This window comes from Sphingobacterium sp. MAE (assembly GCF_056711605.1).
The window spans coordinates 2,056,288-2,079,084 of record NZ_CM160044.1 but is presented as its reverse complement, the minus strand read 5'-3'; the positions used below and the strand labels follow the sequence as shown (position 1 = coordinate 2,079,084).

Genomic DNA, 22,797 nt, shown 5'->3' with positions numbered 1-22,797 from the left:
CATTTCTGTAAGATATTAATAGCATGCCAGATGTATTAAGCGATTTCAAAGCCCTGTTCTTCAGCGAATGATTTCCATTTTTGGAATTTATGTTCGTTTTTAAAAGTTGGGTCATCCCCATAGTAATACAGCAAACGTTGTGTGGCATATTCGTAAGCACTGTATGCGTTGGCTTGTTCATAATACTTGATAGCTTTCTTCAAATCTGCTTTTACTCCCATACTATTTTCGTATAGGATACCATAATAGATACCCGAATAAGAACGATCATAATCTTTCTTGAGGTAAATCAACAGATTTTGATAATCTCTTAATCGATAATAGATTTCTGAAATTTTATCGTAATTATAATAGTATTTTTTTTCTGCTTGCTGATAGAAGTTCAAAGACTTACCATAATGCTGCTTGACATGTACCCCAAAGTAGTACAAATCACCCAAATTGCTAAGTGCCATTCCATCTCCTAGCTTTGCCGCTCTTTCGTAGGCTTGAATTGCTTTCTTTATGTTAAAATCGTAACCGATCCCATTTTGATATAGTGCCCCAATATTATTCCATGCTATAGGATGGTTTTGTTGCGCTGCTTTTTCATAATAGCTGATACCTCTTTGCGGATCAAACAAAGACTCAATTTCAGGATCGGTGAGCAATAACCCTATTTCTGTCCAACTGTCTACATCATTTTTCTGAGCAGATATTTCAAATAGACGAAGTGCCTCGTGGTAATTTTGATCCTCTTTTGCCGCGAAAGCCATATTTTTAATAGTTTCAACATCCATCAATTGCTCACCATTATATCCTGTTTGCGCATTCCAACGATTATAAAAGAAAATAAAGTATTCTAAATCTTTTCCCCTAAACGAAAAGCGATTCACGTAGATGTTACCATATTCCTGAGCTTCAACTTGATGGATGCTTTTATCTTCCTGCACCCGAAACAAGTTCGTTCCTTGATATAGAAATAACAAACCTTCGTCCGTTCTATAATTCAAAGGATTAGAAATATAGTCATATAGCTCGACTGACAGACCGTTTTCGAAATCAAAAAGTTGATAGAAGTCTTTTTTTTGAATAGCTAAAAAGCCATTTTGCAAATAATGAATCTGAGTAATCGCTGCTTGAGGCGAAATCAACCAAATGTCAATATCGGCATCAAAAAGCCCCAATCCCGTCTTAGATTGAAGTATAAAAACGTTCTTTTTAGTTCCGCTATTAGTTTCTGTTTTAACCTGAGTGATACAATCATTTTCAAGTAAAAACTGATGTTTTGCAGCATGATAGAATTTCCAGCTTTTTTCTTTACGAATAGCTAATACATCAAAATTGTCAAAGAAAATAAGTTGATCTGCATCCGTTAGTATAAGATTGCCCTTATCATCGATCAATCTACCTTTCTTGTTTCCTTTATTCGGTTTGACCCAGAAGCAATTAGCTGCCCGGATGATCTCTGCCTCTAGAAAATCACCCAGATAATACCCTTCTTTTGTATAATATTTTCGTTTATGATTTTCCTTTTGTTCCGTAAAAAAAAGATCTTTATCATAGTCATATACATACGGTCTTGCGCTCTCAACAGGAAGAATAAGCCCATTTTCATCGTTATAAACTCCAAATCTTCCAGTCGCCTCTACACCTAAAAATCCATAAGCCACGCTTTCGATAGCATCATAATCAGGAGGAACTAACCAAGTATTAGAATACACTTTTAAAATCCCCCAGTTCCCATTCACTTTTACTTCACCTAAAGGTTCACGTGCAAAATCGAACACATCAAGGGCCTTCTCATAAATTGGAGGAACTAATTCTTTCCCATCTCGCTGCAAGTAACCGTACAAACCCTCTTTTTTAACCAGCGCTATCTGATAGATAAGATCTGATTCAAAAATCTCATCATACACCGCTGGAGCCAAAATAACACCCTTTGCATCGCGCAAGCCAAACTTACCTGATTCTTCAAAAATAAAAGAGACAGCTTTCTGAAGAGCCACCTCCTCAAAATAACCCAATCCGTAATTGATCCAATCGGTTTGTAAAATATCGAGAAATGAGGCGTAACCTCTTTGTGAAAATAAACTGTCTAACACAGAAAGTTTTTGAGTCTTTACAGCCTTTTTGTATAATTTACCTTTATGTTGTATATCCAGCAACCACTCTTTTACTTGGACCTCATGCTTTTCTTCGTTCATATTAAAAACATCTGTCGCATTTAAGACAAAAGAATCATAAGGTAAAGCTTCCAAAAATTCGAAAATAAGGTTGACGGATTCGTAGTATTTTTTTTTATAATGCAACTGATAAGAGTCTGCCAGCAAGTTAAAAAAGTAACGTAGCTGCACAATACCTTGTTCTTTGTTTGCAATCAGCTCAACCCCCAGCACTTTGACATCTTCGGCCAATAGTGGATAGAGTAACAATGGAATTTCGTAATTCCACTCACCAAGATAAGTATCAAACGTTTGATTCGTTTTTTGATCGTAATTGTATAAATATATTCGATGTGCCATGTATTCAATTTACGCCATTATATAGATTATAAAATCCCTATTTACCGTGATTTTGTTGACAGTTCTAGGAGCTATATCCATCAGTAGCTACACTAAAACGACTTTTCTAGACATCATAATGCAACGACTGGCAGTCACAGCATGAACATTTAAGTACCAGTATTAGAAATGCTATTTTCTAATGAGCTGTAGTTGATCTCCTGTTTTCACCATTTCAAATGACATGACTTTTGATGGTTTGAAAACCTGTACAGGAACTTCGCAGGTTCCAGAATGAGTAATACGATCAACTTCCATTTCGATTTGATCAATTCCTGTAAAATAGTACCTGCCAACTATTGCGGTAAAACAATCATTGCCACATTCCCAACTATCATAACTTTTGAATCTGTCATCATCGATAAAGTCTATCGCGTAAAAATTGAAAAGTAGTGCCGTATCTATTTTTTTTGATAAATGATAACTTTTTTCACCATCTATATGGATAAGCCCGCCTTCTTTAATAATCCAACTGGTGCCTTTAATGTTATTCGGAAACTTATTTCTCTTTCTTTGAGACTCTGCACAACTGAACATATATATTAACAGTAAAAAGCTAAAAAAAGTAAATACTAAAGTTCTTTTCATAGTTACTTAATTTCTAAATGTTCAAACTCTTTTTAAATATCTTGACGCTGCAGTAGATTGTCTCTCTACGTGTACGTAACATTTAAAGCACGTTTCGTACCAAATACTTTTTATTTTATAGACTAAAACCACAATCTGATCAACGATTATTTTATAACCTCTACTTTACGAAGGTTTATTTTACTCATATTTATAACATAATATTCTGCAACAAAAGCCTTCCATCAAAATCGTTAATAGCATTCAGGCCAATATTTATCAATTAAGCTGTATACATGGATAAATTTTATTGTCTATTTTTTATCCCTAGAACAAATCAAGATATTCTTTCTTCAATGATTTATTTTGTATCGCTTCAATGAAAGAAGTAAAACTGTTCGATACAAGTACTGCTTCTTCAAATTCAGGTTCATCACCATAATAGATTTTTCCAAAATTTTCTTCTGAAACATTGATCGCAAAATAGCTATAACCTTTTTTAAGAGATAGAATAATTGGTATATGTTTATTCCAGAAATTTTTCACCTCTTGTTGAATTTCAACATCTCCATCAAAGGCATCTAAGGATTGAATTTCAAATTCATTCCATTTAAAATCATTTTCATCGTTTGTCTCATTAAAATCTGCAATACTGTTAAACCATGTTGTATCCGATTGATTCGTGAGCAGGGAGTATGTTTTTAAAAAAGCTAGATAATCATCCGGCAGGTACGAATATCGTGTCTGAAATCTTTTATTTAAAGTTTCATGATCCGATTTCTTAGTAATAAACTGTAGATGTTGACTCAATAAGTTCATAGTTTTATTTTCAGATATTTAGTTTTTGCAAAGAAATTAAAAGTTTGTTGAGTGATAAGCTTTAGATTGTTAAATCAAATTTATTCCGAAATGTTTTTATCCAGCTTAACCAATTATCGGGTCGTTTCATATGTCTTTTAGTTCATCTGATTTTTGGCATCTTGCAATAATTTTTCGGCCTTCAGTCTGATCTGTTTTGGCAATAGATTGAAATTTGCATCTTTTACTTCCCGATATTGATCTTCTTCCTGAAACGGAATCCAACACGTAATTTTTGATTTTGAAAATGTTTTACCACTCCTATTGGTATAAACAATCACTTTCAGTGGCTTAGCATCTAATCCATCTGATTCTTCAAAATAAGTAAGGTAGAACTCAGGAAACCCATCCTTATTTGCATCGCCAACTTCACAGTAGTTGATCAGAAATTTTGGTTGTGCCAGTCCTTTTGCAAAGTCTTTAAAAGTTATTTTTGGAATTAATCCACCATGATCTTCCAGAAAAATACCCGCGTGTAGATCCTTGGGATGATCGTCAAGATAAGCAGGTTGCGTCGCTTTGCTTTCGTTCAAAAACCAGACATAACTTCCGTAGTTGGGAACAAATGATCGGACAATCATCAATGGATTTCCTGGCAATGGATTCCCAAGATCTTCAATAATTTCATCAAACTTTCGATCTGAAGAAAAATATGCTGCGGTTTGAATCTGTGCAAAAGATGATAAACTGAAAATACTAGAAACAACGGGTAATAGAATTCTGAAAATCATAGTTATCGTATTTTGAATTAATGATGTAATTCACTTTGTATATTCTGCCCAAATACCTATAAATATAGTAATAAATAGTGTATTCCGAATGAATATTAGCATAGACTAATCCATCCGAATGATGGGATGTATAGGCTATTTGTTATTATGCTTAAAATTTTATTCATCTTATGGATCAATATTAATGAAAATCTAAGATCAATACTATCCCAGTTATCAGCTATATTTTTGGGCGATAAATTTGTTTTCAATTGACTTTTGAGTAGGTGCAGTGATCAATAACTTTTATTTTACAATAATTGATCATAGATTTTAGTAGATACAGACACAGCAAAATCCATCAAAAATGATTTATTTAACACCATTAAAAATAAAGATTTAAAAACCAACAACAATACTAAAATTGTTAGTTTAAAAGTTTTGATTTCCTCCTTTATTGTTGTACTTTTAATCAGATGCCCCTCAATATGAAGAATAAGACCAAGATTACAAACGCAAGTATATAATCGGCAGGTTTGCCAAAAGACGCTAAGCATGTTATAGCAGAATATATCTGGAATGGATTTGACGCTAAAGCCACAACTATTTCCATTGATATAGCAAATAACGAACTCGGATTTATAACGAGTATCAGCATCCGTGATAATGGAGAAGGAATACAACAGGAAACATTGGAGTATTCATTCGGTAATTTCCTAGATTCTCTGAAAAAAAACAAGTTAAAACGAAGTTCCTATACACGAGGAAAAAAAGGTAAGGGTCGCTTTTCTTTTTCTCTTTTTGCCAACCGCGCAACGTGGCAAACTACTATAAAAGTAGATGATAAACTGATTTCTTACCGCATACGCATAGATCGTGATACGAAAGAACAATACGATATCAGCGATATCAAATCATCTGCCCAGAACAAAGGGACAGGTACAACCGTAACATTTGAGGGCATATTTGGTTTGACAGCTGCAACACTCGACTCAGGAGAGTTCACAGATTTCCTAGCGCAGGAATTTGGATGGTATCTACATCTCAATCGCGATTGGGGCTACCGCATCCTCTTAAATGGAGAGCTGCTCAATTATGACAACTTGATCCAAGAAACGGATAGTACCACGTTTACCCTTTACAGTATTCAAGAGAATTCCTATCGTTTTCAGGTCAATTATATCCGCTGGAAACAACAGATCGGAGACCGATACTATTACTATTTCTTAAACAGCAGCAAAACCGAAGTCGCCAAACTACTGAGTAGCTTTAATAATAATGCAATAGACTTTCACCACTCGGTATATATTGACTCGGCTTTTTTCGATCATTTCGAACAAGATGATATCGCTTTATCTTCAGAAAGCAATCTTTTCAGTGAAAAGGAACAGCAGGTGGTATACCGTAAGCTATTGGCCGAATTACGCGATTTTTTAGATCGCAAACAGAAAAAGTATATCCGTGAACAAGCCGTAACGGTAAAATTAGATGAGCTGCAAAAGAAAAACCTCCTACCCCATTACAATGATTCAGATGTAGATATAAAGCGGAAAAAGGTTTTATTGGCCCTCATACAGGAACTATATATTGCCGATCCTCGAGCTTTTGTAGGTATTAAAGCAGATCTGATACGCACATACCTCGGACTTCTTGACCTGATCCTACAAACAGAGCGTAAACAGGATATATTGCCACTATTTGAAAATGCCATAGCAATATCAGATAAGGAAAGAGAGACGATCAGAAAATTACTTGAAAAATAAAACATCTTCTAAGGTAGATGATCATTTATCGTCCACCTCAGAAGATGTGATAGGGTTGCAGATTACTTGATATTTTCAGCTGCCACAGGCTATCCTTTTATAATACTAAAACATCAACAGAGTGATGATCCTTACCTAGACCAGTTGAAGGGTTGTGTACAAGGGTCACATTCAAATTTTAACACTTTACCTAAACTTTTTGCTTTCGGACCTTTTTTCACAAAGACATACGCCAAATCCAAATATTCTTCAACTTCCTGCCCGCTTTCGTCTCTGCCTTTTAATATCACAGAGTAATACTTCCCATCACTATCTTTTTTGTAAAACACTTCATTAACAGTAACTTTTTTTGGCATTTCATTATCGCAACAGCTACACCATAAAATAACTATAGGTTCTTTTTTAAGATAAGTAACAGCTTTCTCGGCTTGCTTCTGTGTTAAAGCTTGAAGTTGATCTGCTTTTGAAAGGAAAGCAGTAAAAAGCAATAAAAAAAGTAAAAGAGTCTTTTTCATATATAATAATTTTCAGATTTAAAGAATTCGACAACAAATACTATGCCTTTGATGCAATAAATTATTTTAAATTGAAAAAGACAAACGCTTATATAGACAAATATGATGTGAGCTGGACAACGTCTTACTGTTTTCCATCTAAACTGAGCATATTCCATATCAGAGAGTTACAGCAGATCCTGATGTTCCATCAGGTAAGCTAAAGCCTCTTTGACTGCTTGTTCACTACTTTTCGGATTGAAACCTAATTCGTTTCTTGCCTTGGAAATATCAAAGTCCTGTTGAAGACCAGAGAACATAGCGATATCTTTGGTCGTGATAATGGGGGCTGTGCCCCGCAATTTTGCCGAAAACTGCATCAATCCAGCAATACTATAAAGCAAAAATTTAGGGACAGTTGCTGGAATATGAAGTTTAAGTTCAGGATAAAGTTTGTGCGCCAGTTTGGTTGTATCAGTTATGCTCATACACCTTTCATTGGCAAGGATATAACGCTCTCCCGATCTTCCTTTTTCTGCAGCTAGATAGCAACCTTCTGCCACATCTTTAACATCTACCCAATTGAGTGCGATACGGGTGTCTACAGGAATCTGTTTTGCTAAAATCAATCTTAAAATACGATAGGAAACATTGAGCGGTTGAATGGCCTCGCTACCAATCATCGCCCCTGGCATCACCGAAACCAATGCTATACCCAATTCCTTTGCCAGTTCAAAAGCTAATTTTTCACCATCATTTTTGGAATTATAATAGGTATCCCGCCGATCAGGATTATAACCGTTGCTTTCTTTTGTTGGTAGATGGCTATAGTCTAATGCTGCTATAGAACTTACGTATACAATTTTTTTGACTCCAGCTTCTGCTGCAGCTTCTATAGTATGGCGAGTTCCCAGCATATTCACATCGTAAATTTCCTTTTGTGGATCTTTAGCCCATAATTTGAAAGCCGCCCCTACCGCATAGAACGTATCCACACCTTGCAGCGCCCTCTTAAAAGATTCCTTATCGGTGATATCTGCCTGAACGACCTCACAGTTCAGATCCTTGAAATACGATCTGTTTTTCATATTACGTACAGATGCCCGTACTACAAAACCCTTTTTTATTAATAATCGTACTAAGTTATTGCCCAAATGCCCGTTAGCTCCGGATACCAATACCAATTTTTTAGTTGTCATGTTCGTTGATTTTAAATGATAGGTCAAAGTTCAGCCTTATACATGTCAAACCACTTCACAAATGTTACCTAATGATCTGTTTGCGGATCCGGCTCAAACTTTTAGGATTCATACCTAGAAAAGAAGCGATATATTGCATCGGAACGTTTTGCAACAACTCTGGCTGCACATCCATCAATCTCAAATACCTTTGTTCAGCGGTGAGTGTAGCCAACTCTTTGGAACGTTTTTCATTATAAGAAAGAGATTGCTGAAACACATAGATGCTGAAATCTTTAAACGATGGTATTTCTTTTATTAATAGATCAAGATCTACCTTGGTTATACGCAAAAGTTCACATTCAGTAATACATTCAAGATTTTCTTCAGAACGGGAGCCATTGTTAAAATGGGCATAGGAGGTAATAAATCCTGGAGGACAGTTGATATGTGTCGTCACTTCATCACCCTTATCATTATAGTGGAACAAACGCAAAAAGCCTGACACTACATAATAGAGATAAGCAGGAACCTTCCCTTCTTCTTCGATGATACTGTTTTTAGGATAAAAAACCGGTTCCATAAACCTCCTGCACAGCTCCTGTTGCTGGGCAGAAAGCGCAACATGCTGTGTAATCAGTTCGATAAGTTGTTCGTGCATATTTTCATTGTCAATAGTCTATTGTTATACCTGCAAGGATATTAATTTTTCCACGGATTACCCATTATTCCGAACAATAATAAATTCTGTGCTCTAACCATCAATCCATATCTTTACTTGATGCGAATGGGTATTGTATAATTAACATTTACTTCCATTCCTTGTAATTTAGCTGGAATCCAATTTCCCATTTTTTGTATCGCACTGACAAGCTGCTCTCTGAATTTTAGAGGAACTTGTTCAGCAATCCTAAAATTTCTCGTTCTTCCATCCCGATCAACCATAAACGTCACCGAAATAGATTCACTCGATATACCCTTTATAAGATCGTAAGAAATGTTCAGATTTTCATAGAGCCCCCTCATAAATACCTGCAAACCCTTAGGATATGTTGTTATACTTTCCATATTTTCTTGAAAGTATAACACAATATCTCCATTTTTTTTAAACCTCTTTCCCTGAAACAATAAATCATCATGATATAATTCTTCAATTCACCTTCTATATAAGAATCTCCTGGACCCGAAATTCTTAAAAATCCATTCCCTCTCTTTACCAGATAATTACCAATAGAATCGAGATACAATAAATAAAAAGGATGGGTGTCTGTCGTTCCAGAAAACATTTTTTTTCCAATTTCCTGATGGACAACGATCATTTTTAATTTACCATTTGGATAATAATAGTAAGAGGAATCAATAGGTTCCGAATATTCATCAAAACGTTGCAAACTTTCTAAGTTCCCATTAGGAAAATAAGACACAAATTCGCCCGTATATTTCACACCAAATTCAAACGGATGATTAAAGTTATAGCTATAGCCATTTGATTTTAAAGAATCTGTTTCGGTATAATAATGAACAATATTATATAAATCTAATGAATCACTTCCGTATGGAATTATCTGTTGATAAGAATATGATCCGATCTTAGAATCTATAATTTCTCCCTTACTGTTAAAGTAAGTATATGAGGTATCCAGATCATGTTCATGTCGAATGAACTGCGCTCCTTTTTTAGGGTAGCAGAAATTTGAATAAGATGCGATTAAAATTAAAAACAATACGGTAATATATTTCATAAATATTGGCTGTGGCTTCAAAAATAGCTATTATAGATCATAAATTCATCATATTAATATTACAGAAAAAGAAAACAATTATTCTGCCGACATGGACACTCCGCCTTTTAGGACGTTTTGCAAAAGGTGAAATACGGATCTTATGACTACTCATTCACACGCAATTTTTAAAGCAGCTGTTTAAATATATTATCACATATTCAAATAGTATCTCAGGAATGAGATATCGTCGGATAAAGAATGATAATACTTTCACTTAAATTGCATAAAATTAAATTTTTCCCTAAATTCAATTTATGGGAATAATACAACAATACGTACGCATAGACCAGGATACTTTAGATCGTTATGTTGAAAATAGCCAACTTCTTCAAGACGATCTTTTCTCTACACCGCATTCTGAAAAGAACAATCTTCTAGATATAGGGAAAAGTTGGGATGGTTTGTTTTATGTGATAACAGGTGAACCTTTAACCAATCATAAAGCAGTTACCCCACCTTTAAAGTGGCTGATATACGGACCAAATATTCTGGACTTGGAACAGGATATGGGATATGGTCCAGCAACATATCTCACTGCTACGCAAACTCAAGAATTATTTGATGCGGTCAAAGTGATCGCAGAACAGTCATTATCAGATAGGTTTGACGCGAACAAAATGAACGAGGAAGGTGTCTACCCTGAATTTTGGGAAGATCCTGAAGCATTAAATTATTTGATAGAGGAATTCAGAAAATTGAAAGCATTTTTACAAGTAGCAACGCAAGAAAATCAAGCAGTCATCTCCTTTTTATGTTAATACATTAACATTAAGGACAGCGCTAGACTTCTATTAAAGTTGTTCCTTTTTAAGTGGATCATAGCTCAACATAATATAAAGAAAACTAGGAGTCAATTGACTCCTAGTTTTCTTTATAGGCGTTTAACAAATTGCATCTTGAGCATCAGCTAAACTCACTCCTGTATACTTTCGATTTGAAAAATTATAAAGAGACTACGTCTTCAGAAAACACAACGCCTTCATAGCAGGCATTATAAATTGCTTTTAAATCTTCAAGTGAAGGTACTCGAGGATTGAAACCTGTACACGGATCTAAAAGCGCATTATTTGCAATAAAGTCCAGATTTTTATCCCAGACCTCTTGCGTTATTCCAAAATCTTTGATCGAAGATTTGTTATTTACTTCTGAACGTAAAACTTCAATAGCCTGTGCCAGATCTTCGGCTGTTTCTTGACCGATTACCTTTGCTAATTCGGGATAACGTGCTGTTTCCTGTGCATTGTAACGAATCACATTGGGTAGAAAAATCGCGTTTGACGCTCCATGTGGAATACCATATAACGCCCCAACTTGATGAGATAAAGAGTGGACAATTCCTAACCAAGCATTATTAAAAGCCAGACCTGCCATGAATGAAGCATCGTGCATATTTTGACGAGCTTTAATGTTGTCAGGATAGTCGACCACTTCTTTGAGATTATCGAAAACCAGTGCTAAACCACCTTTGGATAATGCATCAGCATAATTGTTTTCGATATTGGATACATATGCTTCCACACAATGTGTCAATACATCAAGACCAGTATTGGATGTCACATGGGCAGGCATAGAGGCACAAATTTCTCCATCAACAATGGCAATGTCAGGCGTGAGTTCATATGAAACCACCGGATATTTAACCCCCTTTTCACGATCAGTAATCACAGCCAGTCCAGTTGTTTCAGTTCCAGTGCCACTTGTAGAAGGAATCGCTATAAATTTGGCTTTTTGACGTAATACAGGAACAGTAAAAGGTTTGATTATAGTATCAAAATCTAGATCTGGATATTCATAGAAAACCCACATGATCTTTGCAGCATCGATAGCCGAACATCCCCCTAATCCGATAATCCAATCTGGTTCAAACGTTTTAATCTGTTCTGCTCCTTTTAGACAAGTTGTAGAAGAGGGATCTTCTTCTACTCCTTCAAATACACGAACTTCTATTCCTGCTTCGCTAAGAAATGAAATTGCTCTATCCAAGGTTCCACTTTTTTTCATAGAACCTCCTCCAGTTACAATTACAGCCTTCTTACCTTGGATATTTTTCAATTCTTCAAGACTTCCAGCGCCATGGAACACCTCTCCTGCAATAAATAATTTACTCATTTTTCTGTTTTTTGTACTCAACAAAAGTACGGGAGAAGGAGGTATTACTGTTATACAAATGGGACTATCCGTTATACATTTGCGACAGTTCCTGCTGAAGTTGAGTAGGTGTTTCTTTCAATTTGGAGCGCACAAATTTGTTTAATGCTGAAGGCGAATTGAAACCCAGATCAAAAGCAATCTCTTTATGTGATAAATCAGAAAACGTCAACTGCCGTTTAATTTCCATTAAAATACGATGATGAATGGTTTCTATTGCTGTTTTTCCACAATGGCGTTTGGTGATTGAATTTAGCTTTTTACTGCTGACCATCAATTGCTCTGCATAATACTGAACGGCCCGATGCTGCTTGTAATGTATATTCAAAAGCTTTTTATACTTGATATAAATAGGCTTATCTACCGTTTCTTGATATAATACAGGATGAAGACCATGTACAGACTCGATCAATCCAAGTAGCAGAATTTTGATGTAAAATCTAGCTTGTTCTTTTTTAACTAGACTTGGATACTGATAAATATCTTGAATGCTATTGATCATCCCTATACTATGCTGAAAATCGATTGCAGACAGAATGATACAGTTCAACTGAGTCGAAAGGTGAACATTATAAGTGCTCAATTCATTTTTCAGAATATCAGAACAAAATAATATTTCCTCAAAAAGAATGATTTTACCCTTTAAATCAACACTTATACTAGAGACCAGGCTAACCTGTTCGGGAAAAATAACCGCGATTTTCCCCGCTTTAAGTTTATGTATTTTATCTTCTATACTCACTTGCATAGTCCCTTCTTCAATCACGAATAGGCAAAAATGATCTTTTTTATGAGGAACTGTATATGCGTTCAAATTTTCGGAAGTCAAATCAAAAACTCTAAATGACAAATCTTGATCTTCCTTTTTTTGTTGATTATCTTTTATTTTTAATGTCTTCAAAATTCCCTCCTATATGGCCCATAAATTGGGAGGTAAATCTAAAAAAACAAATAACACTTAAACGTAAAAATTATTAAAAAACAGTTCAAATCATTTATAAAGCTGTTAAAAACAGAATCTCCTATTGATTTGACCACAAGAAAAAATGAAGTCAAATCCAGCTTAAACATGCGCAAAATTTATCTAAAAAAGACCCGAATCATAATTAATCAACAGGACTAAACCTCCCGTAGTAAGGTATATAAAGCATTATATCACATTACTCTTTTGTGCTTGAATATATTCAGAAGGAGTCATTTTATACTTTGCCTTAAATACTTTGGTAAAATAATTAGGATTTGAAAAACCCGTTTCATAAGCAATCTCAGATATGGAATTGCTGCTTTTTTCTAATAAAGTAGCAGCGCGCTCTAATCTTACGGAACGTATAAAATCAACGGGACTCATTCCTGAAAATTCAAGCAACCTATTGTACAGGGATGTTCTGCTTATAGATAAGTGATTGCTCAATAGCTCAACAGACAGTTGCGGGTTATCCAAGTTTTCATGAACATATTCAAATACGCTCTGTAAAAACCTTTCTTTCTCAGAAAGGACTTCCACTTCAGGGGACACAAATGATAACTGTTTGCTATATGCATCTTTAAAAGCTTGATTTAGGAGCAATAGACTATTAACTTTTGCCAATAATACTGCCGTGTCAAAGGGTTTTGAAATATAATCTACTGCGCCTGACTCTAGACCGCAGACCAATCCATTTTCTACTCTGGAAGCTGTCAACAATATAATTGGAATATGTTTAGTCCGTTTATCCCGAACTAATTTCTGAGTCAATTCCATACCATTCATGATGGGCATCTGTACATCCGAAATGATCAGATCGGGATGATGAAAGAGGGCTTTCTGCCATCCTTCTTGCCCATTTGAAGCTTCGAAAATTTGATATAAAGAATCCAGTCGGCTTTTTAGAAAAAACCTCGAAAATCGTCATCATCCTCTACGATCAACACCACTGGACGAAGACGAATGTGCGGATCAGCAAGATCTTGCTCTCTCTGGGTATCAGACTCCGAAATCTCATCATGCACAATCTCCATTTTTTCCAAAAGAAGATCAAAAGAAAAGGAACTCCCAAATCCGGGCTCACTCTCCACATACATCTTGCCGCCATACATCTTAACAAATGAATCTGCAATTGACAAACCGATACCAGATCCTTGATTCAAAATATTAGCTTGCGTATCGTGTTGATAAAAACTATCAAAAATAGCTTGATGAGACTCCTTTGGAATTCCGACGCCATCATCCTTAACCATTATTTTTACTTTGATCATATTGCCTGCTTCTTGTACTTCAACGGACTGGATATGGACAGAAATATTCCCTCCTTTTTCAGTAAATTTAAAAGCATTCGACAATAAATTAAATATAATACGCTCTATTTTATTATGATCGAAAGAAGTTAATATATGGTCTTCACAGGTCATAAAACGATAGTTGACTTCCTTTTGAATGGCCATGTCACTAAAAGAATCATACATATCTTTGACAAATGCCACCAAATCCCCTTTCGTATTATGGAGCTTCAATTCATTTTCCTCCATTTTTCTAAAATCGAGCAACTGGTTGACCAGATTGAGCAAGCGATGAGCATTACGTTTTATAAGCGCGATCTGCTGAGAAGTTTCCTTATCTTTTTCCTTAAGCAATAAAATATCAATTGGCCCCGTAATTAACGAAATCGGAGTACGAAATTCATGACTCAAATTTGTCAAAAATTTAATTTTCATCTGATCCAGCTGATGGAGATTGTCTGCATTTCGACGTTCCTGCTCTAACGCAAACTTTTGTTTGAGTTGACGCACGCCTCTACTTCTCAACCAATATAATCCTACTAAAATCACGATAGCATAAAACACAAAGGCATAACCTTTTAACCAGATCGGCGGCGCAACATAAACTACAATAGACTTAATTTCTTCATCCCAGATCCCATCATTATTGCTCGCCCTTACTTCAAAAGTATAGGTTCCAGGATCTAAATTGGTGTAATAAGCAATATGTTCCTTACCCGCTTTTATCCAGTTTTTATCAAACCCCAACAATCGATACTCATATTGATTGTCCTCAGATACCGTCATGTTTAATGCAGCAAATGCGATCGAAAAGTTTTGCTTATACTTTAGGGAGATCTTTTGAGCAGTTAATAATGATTCAGATATAACACCACCTTGAGCAGGACTTATTACTTTATTGTCAATCTTTAATTCTGTTAATACAGGTTTAGATCGGTTATTATTAACTTTCAGATTATTGGGATAAAAATGATTAAATCCTTCCTGACCACCAAAATATACCTCCCCATCCGATAGCGTTAGTCCCGCCCCCAACATGAAAGCCCCCTCTTTGCAGCCCGACCGAATAAGCATAATTTTTAAATATTTTTTGCATTGGATCATAACAGCTCAGTCCTTTATTTGTACTAAACCATATTTTCCCAGCCTGATCCTCGACGATACTCTGTACGACATCATTGATCAAGCCATCACGTTCAGATAGCGTTTTAAATTGCTGATCACCTTTTTGCAACAGCCCTACTCCATTCCCATTGGTGCCTGCATACACATTTCCAGAGCGATCCGTATAGATCGATAAGACATAATTATTAGGCAAAGCGTTAGTACCTTTATTATAATACGATGTTTTACGGGTATATGGATTATAAACACAAATCCCAGCACCATACGTGCCTACCCACATCTGTCCCTCATGGTCTCTTCTCAAAGCGCGAATAAAATCTGCCGAGGGACTGATCTCATCTGCTGTCGGATTATCAGAACGACGGAATTTTTTGACAAGACCATCTTTAGACTGTATCACATTTATTCCGCCGCCATTGGTCCCGACCCATATATCCCCGTAGATATCTTTCTCCAAACTAAAAACTTCGCTATTATTCAATTGATTATCACCAGGTCCTGTCAAATATTGTGTACGGGATTTCGTTTCTAGATCAAACTTAATCACGCCCTTACCAAAAGTTCCCAACCATATTTCGCTAGCATGATCACCACTTTTTAACGCTAATACTGTCAATTCTTTATCTCCAGTTGGAATAGCGGATAATCGATCAGAAGTACGGTCGTACATATACAATCCACCTCCATCTGTGCCCACCACAACATTGTTTTTATACGGCAGAAATGAAGTGATCATATTAATCTCCTTATTTTCATTACCATAGCTGTCTATTGTCTTCAAGTTAAATTGGTTCAAGTTGACATCAAACTTATTCAGCCCCCCCTGCACCGTTCCGACCCAATATATTCCAAACTTGTCTAGATATATAGAACGAATCGATTTATGACTGATACTTCTGGCATTTCTAACATCTCGATTAAAAAATTTAAGTTCAAAATTGGTGGTATTTAATACGCCTAAACCATTATCAGTTCCGATCCACAGTCCCCCTTTTAAATCTTTGGCAATACTATAAATGCGCTTACTGCCTAATTTAGCACCTAATGTTGGCTGAAATACAGAAAATTGATCTTCATGATTACCTTTATACACAATGCCTTCCAGAGAAGAAACCCAAATACGCTTATGCTCATCCTCCTCAATACAAGTCAATTCCAGTAGTTGACCATGAGATGCGAGGAGGTGTTGCACAGCATAACTTTTACTATCTTTCAGATTAGCGCTAAACTGATAGATTTTATTTTCAGCCGCTACCCACATCCGTCCCTGACTGTCCCTAAAAACATAGCGGGATGTCAACTTTGTAAACTTCTTTTCGATAGCTCCATACGGAGCACCTAGTGGTTTATGAATATCTTTAACATTAATGATAAAGAGCCCACCATATGAGGTCACCCAGATATTACCTGCGACATCCGTATGAATTGCTGTTATTGCCGTACTTAACCAGTCACCTTTAGCATTTCGATCATAACTTACTATTTTGTCCAATTTACGATCATAGTAGCTTAAGCTTCCGCCATTAGTACCTATCCAAACCCTTCCCATCTCATCTTCACATAGTGCAGTGATGTGATTGGATTTTAAACCAGCTTCAACATCTGCGTTATAACGATAAACTTTAAACGTATAACCATCAAATCGATTTAACCCATCTTCTGTTCCAATCCATAAAAAACCATAACTATCTCTATAGGTACTAAACACGGTATTAGAAGATAAGCCGTCTTTTATTGTATAATGTTCAAATGAATGAGGTAACTCTTGCGCATTAGAAACAGTGCAAAAAATAAATGTAATGATTATTAAAAATTTGCACTTGAATAAATTCAACATATTTATGTTTAATAAGTTAACTGGTTAAAGGTTTACAGCAACACTTTTTATAAATATCACCATACTCCTAAACTATCAAAAAAAAATAGATTATTTGATCATTTAAGTACAATTTTAACATACTTACTCATCATTTGAACATTCTTACCTCCACAAGAATGTTACATCAACTAGTTTTGGATTAATAATTATAAACCAACCACCAAGGATAATTTTCACTATTTGTTATTAGATCTAACCAACCTAATGAACAATCGAAAACAATATGCTTGGCATTTATAAACCATTTAGATGAACAAGATTATGAGCACAAAAAACAGTACTTAGCAATCCATGATGAGAAGTAGCTATCAACGCTAATGAACCCTTCTGATAGGGTAAGCCAATTAATGATTTTAAACCAATTTATCTAATCAATTAAAATATTATGATGAAATATACCATCACACTTATTTGGTATGAGAAAAGACTATGGGGTATTCTCCTCCTTCATATTACATCGCTTCTTATCCTAATGCTCGGAACAAGTCCGTTATCTGCACAAGAATTAAGACAAATACGAGGAACGGTTGTTGACCAGAAAAAACAAGCTGTTGAAAGTGCATCTGTTAGGGTGAAAGACGGAAACACTGGAATATCAACAGATATCAATGGTGCATTTTCTATTCAAGTACCTAAAAACCGTAATACACTAATCATATCCAAAATTGGATATACGACGACAGAAGTAAATATTGGCAACAAAACTGAATTACAGATCGTACTCAACAGTTCCAATATTGATATCGACGAAATCGTTGTAGTAGGCTATGGTACACAGAAAAAAGAAACCGTTGTTGGAGCTGTAACACAGACAAGCGGTAAGATTTTAGAACGTGCTGGTGGTGTGGCGAGTGTTGGAGCTGCTTTAACAGGTAATGTACCCGGCGTAGTAACCACAGCAAGTACGGGTATGCCAGGTGAAGAAGACCCCCGTATCGTGATTCGCGGACGCAGTACCTGGAACAATACCGATCCACTAACCATGGTAGATGGTGTCGAACGTCCATTGAGCAGCGTTGATATCAGTTCCATAGAAACAGTATCCGTCTTAAAAGACGCCACCGCAACCGCTGTGTACGGTGTTCGTGGAGCAAATGGGGTGATTTTAATCACCACGAAACGAGGTCGCGAAGGAAAAGCATCTGTAAGAGGTACAGTTAATAATATCATCAAAACGGTATCCCAATTACCCGGAAAAATGGACTCATATGATGCCATGATGTTACGGAACCGCGTTATTGAGAATGAGCTCGCACTATCTCCAAACAGTTGGGCAGCATATCAAACCCAAGATATCATCAATAAATATCGTTACCCGGCCAGCATAGAAGAAAAAGAACGCTATGTCAATACCAATTGGGCAGAAGAACTTTTCAAAGGCCAAGCCTTCTCACAAAACAGCAATATCAATATTGCAGGTGGTACAAACTTTGTCAAATATTTTGCCAGTGCTGATTACCTCTATGAAGGAGACATGTTTCGTCAAAATGACAATAACCGCGGTTATAAAGCAGGATACGGATTTAACCGACTCAACATGCGGTCCAATCTGGATTTCCAATTGACACCGACCACTAAATTTTCAGCAAATCTTGCCGGTTCTCATGGCAGAAAAAAAGGCCCTTGGGCAGGAAGAGGTGATTCGTACAGCTATTGGATAGCCGCTTATACGGTACCTCCAGATGTTATTTATCCCAGATATTCAGATGGGACATGGGGTTTTTACAAACCAGATTCACAAGTCGGAATCAACTCCGCACAGGCCCTTGCCACCTCGGGCATAGAATTGACAACTACCAGTAAAATCACTTCCGATTTTATTTTGGAGCAAGATTTAAAAATGTTTTTAAACGGTCTGAAAGTTAGGGGAAGTATTTCTTTGGACAATACTTTTGTCGAATCTGGAAGAGGAGTCAACGATTTATACAATAATGTGCAAAGCAAATGGATTGATCCCGAAACCGGAATCCCTGTTTACGGACAAAATATAGATAATAGCCGTTTCGACTTTGTGGAAGGGATCAATTGGGCGCAACAAGCAGGCGCAGTTGATAACGCTTTTACCTATCGTCGACTTTTCTATCAATTGCAATTTGATTATGCCACCCAAATCGCCAATGACCACAACATTACGGCCATGGGTTTATTCAACCGTAATCAATATGCAACAGGAAGTATTCAACCCTTTTACCGCGAAGATTGGGTATTCCGTACCACCTATAATTATAAAGGAAAATACATGCTAGATTATAGTGGAGCTTATACAGGATCTGAAAAATTTGCCCGCGGTTACCGCTTTGGATTTTTCAATTCAGGTGGTATAGGCTGGTTGCTTTCAGAAGAGAATTTTATGAAAAATGTTTCCTTTTTGGATATGTTAAAGCTACGCGCATCTTATGGAGACATTGGTGATGACAATGTTAATGGCCGTTACTTATACCTGACACAATGGATCTATGGCGGTCAGTCGCACATGGGTACCGTTGGAGATGCTCCAGAGCGCAGCAGTTACATTTGGTTTAGAGAAAATGAATTAGGGAATCCAAATGTACGTTGGGAAAAAGTCAGAAAATTTAACTTCGGTACTGACTTCTCCTTTTTTAAAGGATTACTTTCAGGACAGGTCAATATCTTTAGCGATAAACGTAAAGATGTACTTATTGCTGGCAATGCCCGCTCTATACCAGATTATTTTGGAGTAGATGCTCCTGCTGCCAACTTAGGTATTGTAACCAATAAAGGTTACGAACTTGAATTAAAAGTGAATAAAGCTTTCAATCAAAATTGGCGTGTCTGGGCAGACATGAATTATACACATGCCAAAGATCGCGTTATTGAAGGAGATAGCCCAGGTTTATTACCTGATTATCAAAAACTAGACAACAAACAGATCAGCCAAACCTATTCGTTTGTCAGTGGAGGCTACTATAATACCTGGGATGAGCTGTATGCAAGTACCATGCATGATAATAATGATGCCAACAAATTACCAGGAAATTACCACATCTTGGATTACAATGGGGATGGCTTGATTGATACCAAAGATAATATTCCTTATGCCTATCCATCTACTCCACAGAATACGTACAACCTGACTGTTGGATTGGACTGGAAAAATTTCAGCATCATGACCCAATGGTATGGTGTCAATAACGTAACCCGACAAGTCGTATTTAATAGTTTTGAAAGACAACGCAATTTGGCTTATCACGAAGGATCATATTGGTCTAAAGACCATACTGATGCCGATGTACCATTACCACGTTGGCTTGCGACCCCGAGTAACTATACTGCAGGCAACCGCTTTATGTATGATGGATCGTTTATCCGACTAAAGACTGCAGAAATAGCTTATAATATGACTAGCGAAAATAAGTTTATACGTCGTTTAGGATTTCAGAATATTCGCGTTTTCCTCAATGGTCACAACCTGTTGTTCTGGTCCAAAATGCCTGATGATCGAGAATCCAATTATGCCGGTACCGGATGGGCCTCTCAAGGTGCCTACCCTACTGTCAAACGGTTTAACCTAGGTGCGAATATTACTTTTTAACTCGATATTATTATGAAAAAATATATAAAAATTATATTGTCATTCGGCATCATATCTACGACTTCTATTACGCTATCTTGTAAAAAGTATTTGGATAAAGAAGAACAATCCATTATATCAGAAGAAGAGGCTTTCAAGAACTTCAATAATTTTCAAGGCTATACAGAAGAACTGTACCATTGTATCGTCAACTTCACAAACCTCTATTGGACCAACTCCTGGAACTGGGGCGAGGATGAAATCACCTCAACCGCTGGAGACTATCATTTTATACATAAGATTGACAACGGCAACTTTTGGGGATGGCAGTCTCAGCATGACGGATGGGGTGCAGGATGGATGGAACAAGGAGATTTTACAACAACATTCTTTGGTGGCAATGATCGCAATATCAATAAAGATCTTTGGAATGCCTCTTGGTTTGGTCTGAGAAAAATCAGTATTGGTCTTGCCAATTTAGACAGAATGACAGAAGCCACACAAGAAGAACGCAACCTCATCAAAGGACAATTATTATTTTTCAGAGGCTGGTTTCACCATCGATTAATGGAATATTTTGGAGGTCTTCCTTATATCAATACGGTATTGCCAAGTGACGAAAAACTAACACTTGCTCGATTAAGTTATCATGAGTGTGCCGACCTAGCCGCCGCTGATTTCCGTGAAGCCGCAAATCTTTTGCCGATCAATTGGGACAACACCAATGCAGGAAAAAGAACCCTTGGTAAAAATGGTTTACGCATCAACAAAATCATGGCCTTAGGTTATTTAGGTAAAAATTATCTTTGGGCTGGTAGTCCTTTAATGAATCAAACGGTAACAGGAAACCGTAATTACCATGCAGAATACTGTAAAAAAGCAGCGGAAGCATTTGGAGAATTGTTATCGCTAACGGAAAGTGGACAGACGCAATATAAACTGGTAGACTTTGCAAATTATCACCTCAATTTCTACACCATAAGTGAAAATTGGGCATTACCAGGTAGTACAGAAGCAATTTTTAGAGGTCCTTATAATACAGGTAATAATACCCATTATGGAACCAGTAAGCAATACATGCCCAGCTTAATTACCGAAGGTGACGCGCTTAAATTTGTGCCAACAGCCAATTATGTGAATTATTATGGAATGGCCAATGGTTTACCTATTAAAAATAGCACACAAGCTGATGCTGAGTCCGGCTATGACCCAGAATATCCATGGAAAGGACGCGACCCTCGATTCTACAACGATATCCTATTTGACGGAGTTAAAGTGATCAAAGGAACTATACCTCCTAATATTAATTTAACAGAAAATGAATATCGATATGCCCAACTTTATACCAAAGGTTCTTATCGCGAAATTCAGAATGGAAGTCGTACGGGTTATGTATTACGCAAATTTATTCCGCTCAGCGCAAACAATTACGATAGAGCATTTGACTATGGATCCAATATGCATATCTATGTTCCCTATATGCGCCTTGCAGATGTTTATCTGATGTATGCGGAAGCTGCTGCAATGGGCTATAACACAGCTAGTGGAAAATCATCAAATTATCATAAAACAGCCGTGGAAGCCGTCAATGTCATTCGTCAACGTGCAGGAGTGGCTGGTGTAAATGCCAAATTTCTTGGATCAGCGGATGCTTTCATTGGAGAATTAAGACGCGAAAGAGCCGTTGAACTGGCCTATGAAGGTCATCGTTTCAACGATCTCAGAAGATGGTTATTATTGACTGAAAGACCTTATACACTCAAAACATCGCTTGAATTTGATAGATCAGGAACTTTCAATGAAAATGACCCTACACAAAACCGTGTGGTGAACATGAGAGAAAGTGTACTATTGGAGCGAAAATTCTCCAGCAAACACTATTGGCTACCCTTGAAAGTTTCAGATGTAAGTATGTATCCTGAATTTTCACAAAATCCTGGCTGGTAACTGGGATAAGCGA

General features: G+C 36.5%; 18 protein-coding genes. 4 read left to right on the top strand and 14 right to left on the bottom strand.

Annotated features, from left to right (window positions below):
* Window positions 1-35 precede the first annotated feature (35 nt).
* The 4 genes from AC06G9_RS08745 to AC06G9_RS08730 all read right to left on the bottom strand — a co-directional run bounded on the left by AC06G9_RS08745 (window position 36) and on the right by AC06G9_RS08730 (window position 4,699).
* The gene (locus tag AC06G9_RS08745) at window positions 36-2,504 is read right to left on the bottom strand and encodes an SEL1-like repeat protein (RefSeq protein ID WP_480957901.1); all 2,469 of its coding nucleotides are present in this window, start codon (window positions 2,502-2,504) and stop codon (window positions 36-38) included.
* A gap of 171 nt (window positions 2,505-2,675) precedes the next feature.
* Window positions 2,676-3,131 carry a hypothetical protein gene (locus tag AC06G9_RS08740; RefSeq protein ID WP_045753420.1) on the bottom strand — a complete coding sequence of 152 codons (456 nt, stop codon included), beginning with the start codon at window positions 3,129-3,131 and terminating at the stop codon, window positions 2,676-2,678.
* Between the two features lie 306 nt (window positions 3,132-3,437).
* Window positions 3,438-3,929, bottom strand: coding sequence for an SMI1/KNR4 family protein (locus AC06G9_RS08735; RefSeq protein ID WP_480957900.1), 492 nt, complete (start codon window positions 3,927-3,929; stop codon window positions 3,438-3,440).
* Between the two features lie 137 nt (window positions 3,930-4,066).
* The gene (locus AC06G9_RS08730) at window positions 4,067-4,699 is read right to left on the bottom strand and encodes a hypothetical protein (protein ID WP_480957899.1); all 633 of its coding nucleotides are present in this window, start codon (window positions 4,697-4,699) and stop codon (window positions 4,067-4,069) included.
* Between the two features lie 515 nt (window positions 4,700-5,214).
* On the opposite strand from AC06G9_RS08730, the gene AC06G9_RS08725 reads away from it, so the two are divergent.
* Window positions 5,215-6,441, top strand: a complete 1,227-nt coding sequence (locus AC06G9_RS08725) for an ATP-binding protein (protein WP_480957898.1) — start codon at window positions 5,215-5,217, stop codon at window positions 6,439-6,441.
* Window positions 6,442-6,572: 131 nt separating this feature from the next.
* On the opposite strand, the gene AC06G9_RS08720 is transcribed toward AC06G9_RS08725, so the two are convergent.
* The 5 genes from AC06G9_RS08720 to AC06G9_RS08700 form a co-directional block, all read right to left on the bottom strand.
* Window positions 6,573-6,956, bottom strand: coding sequence for a hypothetical protein (locus tag AC06G9_RS08720; protein ID WP_045753424.1), 384 nt, complete (start codon window positions 6,954-6,956; stop codon window positions 6,573-6,575).
* 167 nt (window positions 6,957-7,123) lie between these two features.
* Window positions 7,124-8,134, bottom strand: coding sequence for an NAD-dependent epimerase/dehydratase family protein (locus AC06G9_RS08715; protein ID WP_480957897.1), 1,011 nt, complete (start codon window positions 8,132-8,134; stop codon window positions 7,124-7,126).
* Window positions 8,135-8,198: 64 nt separating this feature from the next.
* Window positions 8,199-8,774 carry a Crp/Fnr family transcriptional regulator gene (locus AC06G9_RS08710; RefSeq protein ID WP_045753425.1) on the bottom strand — a complete coding sequence of 192 codons (576 nt, stop codon included), beginning with the start codon at window positions 8,772-8,774 and terminating at the stop codon, window positions 8,199-8,201.
* Between the two features lie 113 nt (window positions 8,775-8,887).
* Window positions 8,888-9,181, bottom strand: coding sequence for an energy transducer TonB (locus AC06G9_RS08705; RefSeq protein ID WP_480957896.1), 294 nt, complete (start codon window positions 9,179-9,181; stop codon window positions 8,888-8,890).
* Window positions 9,169-9,855 (bottom strand): hypothetical protein, encoded by a 687-nt coding sequence (locus tag AC06G9_RS08700; RefSeq protein WP_480957895.1) that lies wholly within the window; start codon window positions 9,853-9,855, stop codon window positions 9,169-9,171. Before AC06G9_RS08700 ends, AC06G9_RS08705 begins: the two co-directional genes overlap by 13 nt.
* Window positions 9,856-10,151: 296 nt before the next feature.
* On the opposite strand from AC06G9_RS08700, the gene AC06G9_RS08695 reads away from it, so the two are divergent.
* Window positions 10,152-10,655, top strand: coding sequence for a YfbM family protein (locus AC06G9_RS08695; RefSeq protein WP_045753427.1), 504 nt, complete (start codon window positions 10,152-10,154; stop codon window positions 10,653-10,655).
* Between the two features lie 184 nt (window positions 10,656-10,839).
* Here the strand turns inward: AC06G9_RS08695 and AC06G9_RS08690 are convergent, their stop codons facing one another.
* The 5 genes from AC06G9_RS08690 to AC06G9_RS08670 form a co-directional block, all read right to left on the bottom strand.
* On the bottom strand, window positions 10,840-12,006 hold the full coding sequence (locus AC06G9_RS08690; protein ID WP_293924694.1) for an iron-containing alcohol dehydrogenase: 1,167 nt from the start codon (window positions 12,004-12,006) through the stop codon (window positions 10,840-10,842).
* Window positions 12,007-12,070: 64 nt separating this feature from the next.
* Complete coding sequence (locus AC06G9_RS08685) at window positions 12,071-12,946, bottom strand: helix-turn-helix domain-containing protein (RefSeq protein ID WP_346574094.1); 876 nt, start codon at window positions 12,944-12,946, stop codon at window positions 12,071-12,073.
* 249 nt (window positions 12,947-13,195) lie between these two features.
* Complete coding sequence (locus tag AC06G9_RS08680) at window positions 13,196-13,885, bottom strand: helix-turn-helix domain-containing protein (RefSeq protein WP_480958175.1); 690 nt, start codon at window positions 13,883-13,885, stop codon at window positions 13,196-13,198.
* Between the two features lie 26 nt (window positions 13,886-13,911).
* Entirely contained in the window at window positions 13,912-15,339 is a 1,428-nt protein-coding gene (locus AC06G9_RS08675; protein ID WP_480957894.1) for an ATP-binding protein, read from the bottom strand.
* On the bottom strand, window positions 15,275-17,263 hold the full coding sequence (locus tag AC06G9_RS08670; protein ID WP_480957893.1) for a ligand-binding sensor domain-containing protein: 1,989 nt from the start codon (window positions 17,261-17,263) through the stop codon (window positions 15,275-15,277). Before AC06G9_RS08670 ends, AC06G9_RS08675 begins: the two co-directional genes overlap by 65 nt.
* Before the next feature lie 427 nt (window positions 17,264-17,690).
* Between AC06G9_RS08670 and AC06G9_RS08665 the strand changes: the two genes are divergently transcribed.
* Together AC06G9_RS08665 and AC06G9_RS08660 are read left to right on the top strand one after the other, a co-directional pair.
* On the top strand, window positions 17,691-20,858 hold the full coding sequence (locus AC06G9_RS08665; RefSeq protein ID WP_293924687.1) for a SusC/RagA family TonB-linked outer membrane protein: 3,168 nt from the start codon (window positions 17,691-17,693) through the stop codon (window positions 20,856-20,858).
* Window positions 20,859-20,870: 12 nt separating this feature from the next.
* On the top strand, window positions 20,871-22,784 hold the full coding sequence (locus AC06G9_RS08660) for a RagB/SusD family nutrient uptake outer membrane protein (RefSeq protein WP_293924685.1): 1,914 nt from the start codon (window positions 20,871-20,873) through the stop codon (window positions 22,782-22,784).
* Window positions 22,785-22,797: the final 13 nt, after the last annotated feature.